We start from the raw sequence: 12,978 nt of genomic DNA, 5'->3' as shown, positions 1-12,978 counted from the left end.
ATGCACATCTTGTCCGCGCATCGGGGGCGCAGATGGCCAACGCCACCTTTATCACATCCACGGGCACTGCATCGAATACGCTTGCCAAAGCGCGCCTGCCGCGCTATCCGAAACAAGTGCTGGAACACTTGCTGGGTGTGGCGCGCAATGCATTCGATGAGCAATTGCCTTTTATCTTGCACGAGGCCGAGCTGGTACTCGCGCGCACGCCCATCGGTAGCGACGCCAAACAGGAAGATGCACGCCTGACATCGATTCGCAGCCTGGGCGCCGGCTCCAGAACCTTTGTGCGGATTTTCTTGGCGCATATCGAGTCGGCCATGGCCAGCGTGGGCAGCAACCGGTTGGCCACTGCGGCATCGACTGCGGATGCCGAGCCCCCCCCCGTCGAGCTGAGCTTGCTGGACGATGATGAGGTCAGCGACGATGCCACGCTGGACAATATGGCCAGCCGCATGGAGGCACGTAACAGTCTTGGCCTGCAGCTGATGGGCCTGCGATTTGGTGTGCTGGCAGGTACCCCGGCATTGCAAGGTGAATACCTGCCGTTAGGACCGCACACGTTGTGCTATGCCTTGGCGGAAGCGGCCGCTGCGTTGACCCTGTCGCGTTACGCCAGACTGCAACTGTTCCAGCAGTTTGAACGCAGCATGGTGGAGTTTTATCCGACATTACTGGAAGCGTTCAACGCCCGGCTGATTGAAGACGGAATCTTGCCGCATTTGAGCTTCGTGCCGGTGCGTGTACGTCCTGGCTCCGCTGCAAGGAGTGCCACAGCCGAAAGCACCGCCCCCTCCACACCGCCACCCGCGATGTTTGAAACCGTCCCCTTGCGCAGCTCCGATCCCGGCGAGTTTGCGCCGCCGCCGATTGTGCAGGTTCCGCCCGAACCATCGACCACCGCAACCGACCCCGGTTTCAGCATGCTGCAAACGCTATTGGATCAACGTCGCAGCCTGCTTAGCAAGTTGCGCCCGGGTGCGCGTGACGAGCGCGTCCGCCAACTCTTGCAGCATGACGACGTGCTGACTGGGCTGCAGCGGATGCGCGCCGGCAATGTCAGTGCCGATTCGGTGAATGAATACCGGCAAATCCTGCTGGCTCAGGCGCGCCAACTGCATGGGCATGGCGTGACGTTGTCGCAAGCCGACCATGACACCTTCGACTTGCTGGTGATGTTCGTCAACCAGCTGCAGGGCAATCTGCGTAAATCCAGTATTGGAGATGCATTGGTCGATCGCTTGAAACTGCCGCTACTGCAAATGGCACTGCGTGATCAAAGCTTCTTCGTGGATGCCAATCATCCCGCCCGCCAATTATTGAATTCGGTATCGCAAGCCGGTGCCAAATGGCTGCCGGAAGAGGATCTGGATCCACAGTGGTTGGGATTGCTGCAACGTGCGGTGCTGACTATCCAGCAAGAACCCGACTGCACGGTTGATACATTCATTGAGGCCAATCGAACCCTGCAGTCGGGCCTGCAGGCGATGACCCGCAAAGCAGAAATGGCCGAACGCAGGCAAGTCGAAGCCGCGCGCGGGCGTGAAAAATTGGAAGTGGCACGCAGCCGTGCACAGATTGAAATTGCCCGTCGCACCCAAGGCCGTAATTTGCCGGAGTTTCAAACTGCATTGTTGGAACAAGCGTGGGTTGACGTGCTGTCACTGGCACATCTGCGCAGTGGTGACCACTCCGATGCGTGGCACCAATTGCTGGAAGTCACCACCCGCATCATCGACACCTGCACCGATGGCAGCCAGGGCGCGCTGCCGCAGGCCGATATCGAATGCATGCGCAGCTCGCTGGAACAAGTGGGCTATCACGCCGAAGGCGCCGAAGTCATTACTCAGCATCTGATCAATGGCCATGCGGCAACCGCCGATTCCTGCCAGGAATTGCTGTCGAAATACGGCAACCAATCGCGTTTGGGTGAGGGCCAGGTGGCTGCCGCAGCCCCCCCCGAAACGCAGCTGTCCGATCAAGAGCAATTGGCACAGCAAGCACTGCGCGGCCTGCAGGAACCCGTTTGGATGGAAGTCCAGAACGAACATGGCCAGAGCCATCGCTTCAGGCTGGCATGGGTCAGTGCACAGACCGGACAAATCCTGGTTGTCAATCGTCGTGGCCAGCGCATCGCCAATGACGATCTGGATTCGCTATCGCGCAAACTGGCAGCCGGCCAAATGCGTTTGTTGGTCGACGATGCCTCACCCACCGAAGCCGCATGGAGCGCCACTTTGGATAGTTTGAAGCGATTTGGGCATGACGCCGACCAGCAAGATCCGGAGGCTCGCCATGGGGATTGAATCGCGCCGCCAACCGCGCCGTGCTGTGTCCGGCATCGTGGAGGTCATCGACACCATGACCGATGAAGTCGTGGGCCATCTCGGCAATCTATCGTCTGGCGGCATGTTGCTGATTGCCAACCGCGATCTACCCGAGGATGCATTGTTTCAGCTGCGTTTCAACCTGCCCGACGAGATCGACGCAGCCCAACCGATTATTACTGGCGGGCATGTGCTGTGGCAGGCACGTGGGCATGCACCGGGGCAATATTGGGTCGGCATGCGATTTTTGGGGTTGTCACGCGATGCCGGGCACCGGTTGCGCATCTGGTCCACGCAACCGGCCAGTTGAGTGCGTCAGCTGCAGCGCAACGATCAATGCGCGACAATCGCATTTTCCTCGCGGCACTCTGCTCATGTCCTCAGCTACGCTTGCCTCGCTGTACCCGCAGCACATTGACACCCTGCTGGCACGCAGCGCCGAAGCCTTGCAACGCGGCGGCTTCGACCACCTGTTGATTCCCAGCGGCACGCTGCACTACCAAGCCTTCGATGACCGTGATTACCCGTACGCGGTCAATCCGCAATTCAAAGCGTGGCTGCCGCTGACCCGTGCGCCCGGCAGTTGGCTGCTGATCAGCCCCGGCCAGCGCCCCAAGCTGCTGTTCTTGCAGCCGCATGATTATTGGCATGTGGTGCCGGATGCACCCAGTGGCTACTGGGTAGAGCACTTCGACATCCTCACCATTCGCACAGCAGACGAAGCGTTGATGCATCTGCCGCAAGACCTCGCCAGCTGCGCGATCGTGGGTGAGCCGCACAGTGCACTGGGTGATTGCACCCCGAACAATCCGGCCGCCGTCGTGCACTATCTGGAGTATCACCGCGCGTTCAAAACCGCATATGAAATCGAGATGATGCGGCAAGCCAACCGCATCGGCGTACGTGCGCACCGCGCCGCCGAGCGCGCCTTCCGCGCCGGGGCCAGCGAGTTCGGCATCCATCTGGCCTATTGCCAAGCCGCCGGCCAGGACGCCAACGACTTGCCCTACGGCAACATCGTGGCGCTCAATGAACACGGCGCCGTGCTGCACTACACCGACCGTGACCGTGTGCCGCCCAAGCCAGTGCGCAGCTTCCTGATCGACGCCGGGGCCAGCTTCGGCGGCTACGCCAGCGACATCACCCGCACCTATTCCGCCGCGGAGGACGAATTCGCCGCGATGATCCGCGCGGTTGACGCCGCACAGCTCGAACTTTGCGATCGCGTGCGCGCCGGCACCGATTACGCACACATCCATCTGCAGGCGCACCTGCTGCTGGCCGGTGTACTGCGTGAATTCGGGGTCTTGAACGTGTCACCGGAAGACGCCCTGGCCAGTGGCGTGTCCAGCGCGTTCTTCCCGCACGGGATTGGCCACGGGATTGGCTTGCAGGTGCACGATGTGGCTGGCTTTGCCGAATCGGACAGTGGCGGCCGGATTGCCAAGCCCGACGGCCACCCCTATCTGCGCCTCACCCGCACGCTGGCCCCCGGCATGGTGGTGACGATTGAACCGGGGATCTATTTCATCGACATGCTGCTGGACGAAGTCAAAGCCAAGGGGCTGGGCGATGCGGTCGATTGGTCACGCGTGGACGCGTTCAAGCCATTTGGCGGCATCCGCATCGAGGACGATGTGGTGTGCACCGAGGATGTACCGATCAACCTGACGCGTGAGGCGTTTGCAGCCTAAGACTTCATTCTCCCGCCGCGAGATCAGCCCGCCATCAACCCCTCTACATCCTCTGCGCTGCGTTCCAGCGCAGCGGTCAACACCCGGTGACCCTCGCGGGTAATCAACACGTCATCTTCAATACGGATACCAATCCCGCGCCACTGCGCCGCAACCGACGTGTCGTCGGGCGGGATATACACGCCAGGCTCGATGGTGAACACCATTCCCGGCTCCAACAGGCGCGATGCGCCATCGATGCGGTACTCGCCCACATCGTGCACATCCAGCCCCAGCCAGTGCCCGGTCTTGTGCCGATAAAATCGCTTGTAATCGCCATTGGCAATCACCTTTTCCAGCCTGCCCTTGAGCAAGCCCAGCGACAGCAAACCCTCTGCCAGCGTGGCCACTGCCGCGTCGTGACCAGCCTCGTAAGGCACACCCGGACGCGCCTGTGCCAATGCAGCCGCTTGTGCCGCGCACACCAGCGTATGCAGCGCACGCTGCGGCTTGCTGAAACGTCCATTGGCCGGAAACGTGCGCGTGATGTCCGCCGCATAGCCAGCGTATTCGGCACCGGCGTCGATTAGCACCAACTCGCCGTCGCGGCATTTCGCCGCATTATCGCGATAGTGCAGTACACAAGCATTGGCACCGCTGCCCACGATGCTGGCATACGCCGGTTGTGCGCCATGCTTGCGGAATACGTATTCCAACTCTGCCTGCAATTCAAACTCATGCATGCCAACGCGGCTGGCACGCATCGCCGCACGATGCGCTTCGATACTGATATCGGCTGCTTTCTGCATCATGCGGATCTCATCTGCCGATTTGAACAAACGCAGCTCGTCCAGCAAATGTCCCAGCTCAAGGAATTCCTGCGGCGGCTGCGCGCCCTGTCGCACCTGGGCGCGCACACGGTTGATCCAGCCGATCAATTTCAGGTCAAAGTCGGGATCGCGGCCAAGGTGGTAATGCACGCGCCGGCGGCCTTCCAGCAAACCGGGCAGGATGTCGTCGATATCCGCAATCGGATAGGCATCATCCAAACCCAATACCGCAATCGCACGCTCCGGCCCCATGCGTGCGCCATCCCAGGCTTCGCGCTCAAGGTCGCGCTCGCGGCAAAACAAAATCGCCTCGCCATGCTTGCGCCCCGGCACCAAGGCCAGTACCGCCTCGGGCTCATCACAGCCGGTCAGATACCAAAAATCGGAATCCTGCCGATACGGATAATACGTGTCCCGACTGCGCACACGTTCCGGTGCAGCCGGCAAAATCAGGATCGACCCCTCCCCTGCCGCCTGCATCAGCTGTTGGCGTCGCCGTGCAAAATGCTTGCGATCACTCACCGGCAAGCTACTCCATCAGTGCAGACGCTGCCGTTGCTGGCTACCCAGTACGCAATCTGCGTGCAGCAACAACACCGCCATGCGCAGGTATTCCTCGATTTCGGCCAAGGCCTCCTCGTCATCGTCCTGCTCACCCTCATCCAGCTGCGCGCCGCCCAGATTGGCCAGATCGGACAAGGCCTCCTGCGCTTCCTCGGACAAGGTGGCTTGGCCCAAAGCCAGCCCGAACCCGCCCAAAAAGGCACGGCACCACGCAAACAACTCCATCGCACGCACACTGACGGCAGCGTCCTCTGGCAGCAGCATTTGGAAGCCGAAGTCCGGATCCCGCAACTGCTCAACGCTGGCCCTGCGCAAGCGATCCAGCGCATCCCCAGCCACCGGTGTGGACAAGGCCGAATCCACCATCACCTGTGCTGGCCAATCGGCCACATCCGCACCGCCCGCCGCCAGCCAACCACACAGGCTGCCATGCAATTCGGCAGGGCTGCTGGCCAACGCCAGTCGATTTGCGGCTTGCGCCACTTCGGTCCAGCCCGGCAACTCGTTCTCGCTCACGCACACAATCTCGGCGAAGGGAGATGCGAGTGTAGCAATCGCCGCCCCGGCTTGTTGTCTTCCGGTTGCCTTGGTCTACACTCGACACATGGGGAAAGAGCTGTTTTCAGCGGCAGGAACAATCCTTGGCAGCGCACAGCGTACGCTGGCGACAGTGCCTGCGGTTGCGGTTTCTGGCAACTTGCCGGGCAGCCACTATTTGTTGTTGGTCTTGGTCGCTCTGGTGCTGGTGCTGGCCGGCACAACGCTAATCAATTACCGTCGCCGCGAACGCGTGCAACGCGAACATCTATCGGAGACCCATGAACGTGAACAGCGCCTGCGCCTGTCACTGTGGGCGTCCAACGAGTTGTACTGGCAGTACGACTTGCGCTCACGAGAACTGGAAACCACTCGGGTACTGCCAGACCAAGCCAACGACTTGGTGGTGTACAGCATCCTCGACACCAACCCACAAATCCATCCTGACGATCTGCAGGATGTACTGCAGCGCTTGCGCGAGTATTTGCAGGGCAAGTCTGCGATTTTCCTCTCCGAACATCGCATGCTAGGGGACGCCGGGCAGTGGCAATGGATGCTGCTGCGCGGCCGCGCAGTTGAGTATTCTGATGATGGCCGGGTGGTACGTATCGCCGGCACGGCGCGCAATGTCGAATCACTCAGAGAGTTGGAAAGCCAACGCCAAATTGCCGCCAAGGTGATGCACAGCATGGCCGAGTCAGTCGCCGTGCTGGATGCGCAATTTCACTTCGTGACCGTCAACCCGGCGTTCAGTCAAATGACAGGCTATACCGCTGAAGACGTGGTGGGTGAAGATGCAGCGCTGATCAACTCCACCCGCCATGACCCCCAATTCTATGCAGATGTCCGCAATGCCGTACGCAACAACGGCAGCTGGGTGGGCAACATGTGGCAGCAACGCAAGGACGGTAGCGTGGTGCTGTGCGCAATGCAGTGCAACCAGATCGAGCAATCGGGCGCTGCCGCCCCGCTGTATGTGCTGGTGGCCAATGACATCACCGAGCGCCACCGGATTGAGCAAGAGCTGCGCTACCTGGCCAATTTCGACACCCTGACCGGCCTTCCCAATCGCACCTTGCTGGCCGAACGCCTGTCGCGCGCCATCGTCAACGCACGCCGCAAGGGCAACAAATTGGCGCTGCTGTTTCTTGATTTGGATAACTTCAAGGACGTCAACGATTCGCTGGGCCACGCCACTGGTGACCGCGTGTTGCGCGCAGCCGCACAGCGTTTGCAGGACGTCGTGGGTGCGGAGCGCACAGTTGCACGGGTCAGCGGCGATGAATTCACCGCACTGCTGGAAGATCTGCACGATGCTTCCGAGGCTGAAGCATGTGCACAACGCATTCTGACTGCATTTGATGCGCCGCTGCGGCTGGATGACCGCTTCGAATTCACCATCACGCCCTCGATCGGCATCAGCCTGTTCCCCGAGCATGCGCAGGTGCCCACCGATCTACTTAAATACGCCGATACCGCGATGTATCACGCCAAGGCTGCCGGCAAACGCACCTGCATGTGCTACACCGACAGCATGGCCGTGGATCTGCGCAGACGCGCACATCTGATCAGCTCGCTGCGGCGCGTGGTGGAACGCGGCGAATTGCGATTGGTATTTCAACCGCAGCAAGTGCTGGCCGACGGCCGCATCGATGCAGTGGAAGCATTGCTACGTTGGGATAGCCCTGAACATGGCTCGATCCAACCCGATCAATTCATCCCGTTGGCAGAAGACTGCGGTGCCATTCTTCCCATTGGCGAATGGGTGTTGCAAGAAGCGTGTCGCACACTAGCCGCCTGGCAGCGTGCCGGTGTCAGCACGCAGCTCTCGGTGTCGGTCAACGTATCGGCGCTTCAGTTTCTGCGCAGCGATCTGACGCAAACCGTCCACGCCGCGCTCACACAAAGTCATTTGCCGCCCAGTGCATTGGAATTGGAGTTGACCGAGAGCGTGCTGATGGCAAATGCCGATGTGGCTACCGAGCGGTTGCAAGCCTTTCGGGAGATGGGGGTGTCGATTGCGGTGGATGATTTCGGTACCGGCTATTCGTCGCTGGCCTATCTGCATCGCCTGCCGATCAATACCCTGAAGATCGACAAAGCGTTCGTCGACGGTCTGCAATTGTCCGGCGACAGCGAAGACACCACCATCACCACCACCATCATCGCAATGGCCCGTTCACTGGGCTTGCTTGTGGTCGCTGAGGGCGTGGAAACCCCCGAGCAACTCACCTTCTTGCAACAACAACACTGTGATCTTGCGCAGGGCTATCTGATTTCTCCTCCATTGGAGGCCGACGCCTGCCTGCGCTTTATTCTTGATGTTCAGCAGCACACTGCTCGGCACGCGTTGGCACAGCCCACCACGCATCTTGACCAAGCACTGCCACCTGCCTAATGTGGGCAGATGACAAACCGCGACCTGCATGCTGAATTGCACAAACTGCTGGCACGCATCGACCTGCTTGCCGTGCGCACGCAACGTCTGCACGACGAGAACCGCAGCCTGCGCCAGCAAGTGGAGCAAATGAGCGGCGAGCGTGCGCAACTACTCAGCAAGCAGGAACAAGCACGCAGCCGGGTGGAAGCGATGATTGGCCGCTTGAAATCGCTGGAGCAACACACATGAGCGAGCCGGTCACCGTCCGTATTCTGGACCGCGAATACACCGTGGGCGTGAGCGATGATGAACGCGATTCGCTCACCGCAGCGGCACGCATGCTGGATGCGCGCATGCGCGAGCTGCGCGGCGGCAACAAGATGGTGGCCCCCGACCGGCTGGCGGTGCTGACCGCGCTCAATTTGGCGCACGAATTGCAACAAAGCCAAACGCCGGCAACAGCGCGCAGCGGCGATCCCTTCGCCCTGCTGGATGATGCCAATCGCAAACTGGATGCGCTGCTGGCGGCAAGCTGAACCACTCAAGTCCGCAGCCCACCTTTCTGCTTCACTAATCGGCATCGCCAGCTATACTGGCGATGTCCTCTGCTGTGAGCGACGGCGCGCGCAACATTCGCCTTGTCCCTTAATGACGACCACGGGGACGCATTGGTTGCCGGGAGTGCAAGTCCGCTTCATGCGGAAAGCCCAATGGCCGCCACGCGTTCCCACTTGAACCCCGGGTTCAAGGTCGTTTCGCTCGCATCGCCACAGCGGAGACATTCCCCCCTTTTGCTGCAGGCGTTTGCCGCGTGAGCCCGCCTTCCAACCGCGCCATGCTGCGCAAAACCCTGCGTGCCCAATTGCGTGAAGTGCGCCGCAGCCTGCCGGCCGCGCAGCGCATTGCCGCCGCCGATGCCCTCGCCCAACGCTTGCTGGCGCTGCCGATGCTGGCGCAAACAGACCGGTCGGCCGGTGGTTATGTGGCCGGCTATTGGGCAATGGATGGCGAAATCGGCTTGCACGCCTTGCAATTAGGCCTGCCCAAGGGCTGGATCTATTGCCTGCCGATCCTGCACCCCGATGGTACGCTGCGCTTTGCGCCGTGGCACCCGGGCGATTCGTTGGTGACCAACCGCTACGGCATCCCCGAACCCGACATCAGCCCCGACGCGGCATTGCGCGCCGACGCAATGACGCTGGTGCTGCTGCCCTTGGTCGGGTTTGATGCGCACTGCCACCGCTTGGGGATGGGCGGCGGTTGGTACGACCGCAGCTTTGCATTCCGCAACACCCAACCGGCCCCACCCTGGCTGGTCGGCGTAGGCTTTGCCGCGCAGCAAACCGACGCGATTGCCCACGAATATTGGGATATCCGGATGGATGCCATTTGCTGCGAAAGCGCCACCTACTTCCGCGAGGATCACGCATGAGCCCACGCAAACGCTATTGGATGATGAAATCGGAGCCGGATGCATTTTCGATTGATGACCTTGCCCGCGTTGGCACTGAGCCGTGGAATGGGGTGCGCAATTACCAAGCGCGCAATTTCATGCGCGACGGCATGCAGGTGGGCGACGGCGTGATGTTCTACCACTCCAATTGCAAAGTGCCGGGCATCGCCGGGCTGGCCCGCGTGGCCAGTCATGCTTATCCCGATAGCACCCAGTTCGACCCGAAGTCCCACTATTTCGACCCCAAAGCCACCCCCGAAGCCCCACGCTGGTTTTTGGTGGACGTGGCATTCGAGCGCAAGTTCAAGCAGGTCATTGCGCTGGAAGACATTCGCCAGCACGCCGATGCATTGGGCGAAGGCTTTGCACTCACCGCACGTGGCAGCCGGCTGTCGGTGTTTCCGGTAACCACCGCGCAGTGGAAACTATTGCTGGGCCTGGAAAAGCCCTGACCTTCTCCCCTTGAACTTGGTGCACCCCATGTCTGAAGCCAAAAAACTCGCCGCAGAAAAAGCCATTCAATACGTTGAAGACAACATGATCGTGGGCGTAGGCACCGGCTCCACCGTGGCCTATTTCATCGACGCGCTGGCCGCCTGGAAAGATCGCATCCAAGGTGCGGTGTCCAGCTCCGAGCAAAGCACCGCACGCCTGCAGGCGCATGGTATCGACGTCATCGACCTCAATGCCGCTGGCCCGTTATCCCTGTATGTGGATGGTGCCGACGAATGCGACCCCGACAAATGCCTGATCAAGGGTGGCGGTGCCGCACTCACCCGCGAGAAAATCATTGCCGAAGCCAGCGAACGCTTTATCTGCATCGTCGATCCATCCAAGCAGGTACCGGTGCTGGGCAAATTCCCGCTGCCGGTGGAAGTGATCCCGATGGCGCGCAGTCTGGTGGCTCGCAAACTGCTGGAACTGACCGGTGGCCAACCAGTGTGGCGCGATGGCGTCATCACCGACAACGGCAATGTGATCCTCGACATCCACAATCTGGCCATCACCGACCCGGTGGCGATGGAGCGCGCCATCAATCAAATCCCAGGCGTCGTCTCGGTGGGTCTGTTTGCACGCCGCCCCGCCGATGTGGTGATTGTCGGCGGGCAGCCACCGCTGGTGCTTTGAACGATACTCGCAGGAGCACACCACAGGGGTGCGAACGCTTTCGCGAAATCCCTGGAAATGCATCGCGCCCCTGCGGTGCGCTCCTGCGGCAGTGCGCTCTACTGCTCCAGCAACGCCTGATTCCGCACCGCGCCCTTGTCCGCGCTGGTGGCCAACAGCGCATACGCTTTGAGTGCACTGGAGACCTTGCGCGCACGCGGAAATGCAGGCTTCCAACCTTGCGCCTCTTGCGCTGCGCGGCGTGCGGCCAACTCGGCCTCCGGCACCAGCAAGGTGATGCTGCGCGCAGGAATATCGATGTGGATGCGGTCACCTTCGCGCACCAAACCGATCGCGCCACCGGCGGCCGCTTCCGGTGAAACATGGCCGATCGACAAGCCCGAGGTTCCACCGGAAAACCGGCCATCGGTGAGCAATGCGCAGGTTTTGCCCATGCCCTTGGATTTCAGATAGCTGGTGGGATACAGCATTTCCTGCATGCCCGGCCCGCCCTTCGGACCTTCGTAGCGAATCACCACCACATCCGCGGCGCGCACCGCGTCGGCCAAGATGCCAGCCACCGCTGCGTCCTGACTTTCATACACCCGCGCACGCCCCTCAAACACATGGATGGATGCATCCACGCCGGCCGTTTTCACCACGCAGCCATCTTTCGCCAGATTGCCGTACAACACCGCGAGGCCACCTTCTTGCGAATACGCATGCGCAACATCACGGATACAACCCGTGCTGCGATCCATGTCCAACGACGGCCAACGTGTGGCTTGACTGAACGCCACTTGGGTGGGAATACCGGCAGGCCCGGCTTGGAAAAACTCATGCACCTTGGCATCGCCGGTTTGGGTGATATCCCAATGCGCAATCGCCTCGCCCAATGTCCTGGCGTGCACCGTCGGCACATCCGTGTGGAGTAATCCGGCGCGCGCCAATTCACCCAGGATCGCGATCACGCCACCGGCGCGATGCACATCTTCGATATGGTACTTCTCGGTATTGGGTGCCACCTTGCACAACTGCGGCACCTTGCGTGACAAGCGGTCGATATCACGCAGCGTGAAGTCCACGCCGGCCTCTTGCGCGGCGGCCAGCAGATGCAAAATGGTATTGGTGGAACCGCCCATCGCGATGTCCAGCATCATCGCGTTTTCAAACGCATAGAAGCTGGCAATGCTGCGTGGCAATGCACTGGCATCTTCCGCGCCATACCAGCGATGACACAGCTCGACCGCCGTCACACCGGCTTGCTTGAACAGCGCTTCACGGTCGGCATGGGTGGCCAGCATCGTGCCGTTGCCGGGCAGCGAGAGACCCAGCGCCTCGGTCAAACAATTCATCGAATTGGCTGTGAACATGCCACTGCAACTGCCACAGGTGGGGCATGCGCTGCGCTCCACCGCGTCCAACTGCGCATCGCTGACATTGACATCGGTGGCCTGCACGATGGCGTCCACCAAATCCAGTTTGCGCGGTGATAGCGCGGTCTTGCCGGCTTCCATCGGCCCACCCGAGACAAACACCACCGGGATGTTCAAACGCAGCGCCGCCATCAACATGCCGGGAGTGATCTTGTCGCAATTGGAAATGCACACCAGCGCATCGGCGCAATGCGCATTGACCATGTATTCCACCGCATCGGCAATGAGTTCACGGCTTGGCAGCGAATACAACATGCCGTCGTGGCCCATCGCGATCCCGTCATCCACCGCAATCGTGTTGAACTCCTTGGCCACGCCGCCGACACGCTCGATTTCACGCGCCACCAACTGCCCCATGTCCTTCAGATGCACGTGCCCGGGCACGAACTGGGTGAAGGAATTGGCAATGGCGATGATGGGTTTGTGGAAGTCGGCATCTTGCATGCCGGTGGCGCGCCAGAGGGCGCGGGCACCAGCCATGTTGCGCCCATGGGTTGATGTTTTGGAGCGATAGTCGGGCATGAAGGGTGCTCAATTCCAGTGGGGAAGAATCATGAAAGCCTTGGTGCAGAAAGCTTTCAACGATTTCAGATGAAATCGTTTTGCGGCTCCGGATTATTTTTGCGCGAGGCTTGACAAACCCGATCCTAGCGTGTTTTCCTGCAATTATG

12 protein-coding genes and 1 other RNA gene are annotated in these 12,978 nt (G+C 60.7%); 10 read left to right on the top strand and 3 right to left on the bottom strand.

All coding sequences use genetic code 11. From position 1 onward, the window contains the following. Window positions 1–32: 32 nt before the first annotated feature. The 3 genes from K7B09_RS09070 to pepQ all read left to right on the top strand — a co-directional run bounded on the left by K7B09_RS09070 (window position 33) and on the right by pepQ (window position 4,021). A complete protein-coding gene (locus tag K7B09_RS09070) occupies window positions 33–2,306 on the top strand; it encodes a DUF1631 family protein (protein ID WP_223629139.1) in 2,274 nt (757 codons plus the stop codon). Continuing rightward, entirely contained in the window at window positions 2,296–2,637 is a 342-nt protein-coding gene (locus K7B09_RS09065; protein ID WP_223629138.1) for a PilZ domain-containing protein, read from the top strand. Before K7B09_RS09070 ends, K7B09_RS09065 begins: the two co-directional genes overlap by 11 nt. A 64-nt stretch (window positions 2,638–2,701) precedes the next feature. Then, entirely contained in the window at window positions 2,702–4,021 is a 1,320-nt protein-coding gene (pepQ, locus tag K7B09_RS09060) for a Xaa-Pro dipeptidase (RefSeq protein WP_223629137.1), read from the top strand. A 23-nt stretch (window positions 4,022–4,044) separates the two neighbouring features. Here the strand turns inward: pepQ and K7B09_RS09055 are convergent, their stop codons facing one another. Together K7B09_RS09055 and K7B09_RS09050 are read right to left on the bottom strand one after the other, a co-directional pair. After that, complete coding sequence (locus K7B09_RS09055; RefSeq protein ID WP_425507855.1) at window positions 4,045–5,358, bottom strand: aminopeptidase P N-terminal domain-containing protein; 1,314 nt, start codon at window positions 5,356–5,358, stop codon at window positions 4,045–4,047. Window positions 5,359–5,367: 9 nt separating this feature from the next. Continuing rightward, window positions 5,368–5,910 carry a UPF0149 family protein gene (locus K7B09_RS09050; RefSeq protein WP_223629135.1) on the bottom strand — a complete coding sequence of 181 codons (543 nt, stop codon included), beginning with the start codon at window positions 5,908–5,910 and terminating at the stop codon, window positions 5,368–5,370. 88 nt (window positions 5,911–5,998) lie between these two features. Between K7B09_RS09050 and K7B09_RS09045 the strand changes: the two genes are divergently transcribed. The 7 genes from K7B09_RS09045 to rpiA all read left to right on the top strand — a co-directional run bounded on the left by K7B09_RS09045 (window position 5,999) and on the right by rpiA (window position 10,892). Further along, window positions 5,999–8,329, top strand: a complete 2,331-nt coding sequence (locus K7B09_RS09045; RefSeq protein ID WP_223629134.1) for a putative bifunctional diguanylate cyclase/phosphodiesterase — start codon at window positions 5,999–6,001, stop codon at window positions 8,327–8,329. A gap of 9 nt (window positions 8,330–8,338) precedes the next feature. After that, window positions 8,339–8,560 (top strand): TIGR02449 family protein, encoded by a 222-nt coding sequence (locus tag K7B09_RS09040; protein ID WP_223629133.1) that lies wholly within the window; start codon window positions 8,339–8,341, stop codon window positions 8,558–8,560. Then, window positions 8,557–8,847 carry a cell division protein ZapA gene (locus tag K7B09_RS09035; RefSeq protein WP_223629132.1) on the top strand — a complete coding sequence of 97 codons (291 nt, stop codon included), beginning with the start codon at window positions 8,557–8,559 and terminating at the stop codon, window positions 8,845–8,847. The genes K7B09_RS09040 and K7B09_RS09035 overlap by 4 nt, the downstream gene beginning before the upstream one ends. Window positions 8,848–8,910: 63 nt before the next feature. Beyond that, window positions 8,911–9,094, top strand: a non-coding RNA gene (ssrS, locus tag K7B09_RS09030) — 6S RNA. A gap of 28 nt (window positions 9,095–9,122) precedes the next feature. Next, window positions 9,123–9,743, top strand: a complete 621-nt coding sequence (locus tag K7B09_RS09025; RefSeq protein WP_425507854.1) for a 5-formyltetrahydrofolate cyclo-ligase — start codon at window positions 9,123–9,125, stop codon at window positions 9,741–9,743. Next, complete coding sequence (locus K7B09_RS09020; protein WP_223629131.1) at window positions 9,740–10,216, top strand: EVE domain-containing protein; 477 nt, start codon at window positions 9,740–9,742, stop codon at window positions 10,214–10,216. The genes K7B09_RS09025 and K7B09_RS09020 overlap by 4 nt, the downstream gene beginning before the upstream one ends. 28 nt (window positions 10,217–10,244) lie before the next feature. Beyond that, the gene (gene rpiA / locus K7B09_RS09015; RefSeq protein ID WP_223629130.1) at window positions 10,245–10,892 is read left to right on the top strand and encodes a ribose-5-phosphate isomerase RpiA; all 648 of its coding nucleotides are present in this window, start codon (window positions 10,245–10,247) and stop codon (window positions 10,890–10,892) included. A 98-nt stretch (window positions 10,893–10,990) separates the two neighbouring features. Here the strand turns inward: rpiA and ilvD are convergent, their stop codons facing one another. Continuing rightward, a complete protein-coding gene (ilvD, locus tag K7B09_RS09010) occupies window positions 10,991–12,829 on the bottom strand; it encodes a dihydroxy-acid dehydratase (protein ID WP_223629129.1) in 1,839 nt (612 codons plus the stop codon). Window positions 12,830–12,978 lie beyond the last annotated feature (149 nt).

The organism is Thermomonas beijingensis (assembly GCF_020034655.1).
Classification (GTDB): Bacteria; Pseudomonadota; Gammaproteobacteria; order Xanthomonadales; family Xanthomonadaceae; genus Thermomonas; species Thermomonas beijingensis.
The sequence above is the reverse complement of the archived record's forward strand: the minus strand, read 5'-3'. Positions and strand labels throughout refer to the sequence as shown.

Coding starts and splice junctions, on each gene's coding strand:
- K7B09_RS09070 (WP_223629139.1), top strand. CDS start 33: ATGGCCAACGCCACCTTTATCACATCCACGGGCACTGCATCGAATACG.
- K7B09_RS09065 (WP_223629138.1), top strand. CDS start 2,296: ATGGGGATTGAATCGCGCCGCCAACCGCGCCGTGCTGTGTCCGGCATC.
- pepQ (WP_223629137.1), top strand. CDS start 2,702: ATGTCCTCAGCTACGCTTGCCTCGCTGTACCCGCAGCACATTGACACC.
- K7B09_RS09045 (WP_223629134.1), top strand. CDS start 5,999: ATGGGGAAAGAGCTGTTTTCAGCGGCAGGAACAATCCTTGGCAGCGCA.
- K7B09_RS09040 (WP_223629133.1), top strand. CDS start 8,339: ATGACAAACCGCGACCTGCATGCTGAATTGCACAAACTGCTGGCACGC.
- K7B09_RS09035 (WP_223629132.1), top strand. CDS start 8,557: ATGAGCGAGCCGGTCACCGTCCGTATTCTGGACCGCGAATACACCGTG.
- K7B09_RS09020 (WP_223629131.1), top strand. CDS start 9,740: ATGAGCCCACGCAAACGCTATTGGATGATGAAATCGGAGCCGGATGCA.
- rpiA (WP_223629130.1), top strand. CDS start 10,245: ATGTCTGAAGCCAAAAAACTCGCCGCAGAAAAAGCCATTCAATACGTT.
- ilvD (WP_223629129.1), bottom strand. CDS start 12,829: ATGCCCGACTATCGCTCCAAAACATCAACCCATGGGCGCAACATGGCT.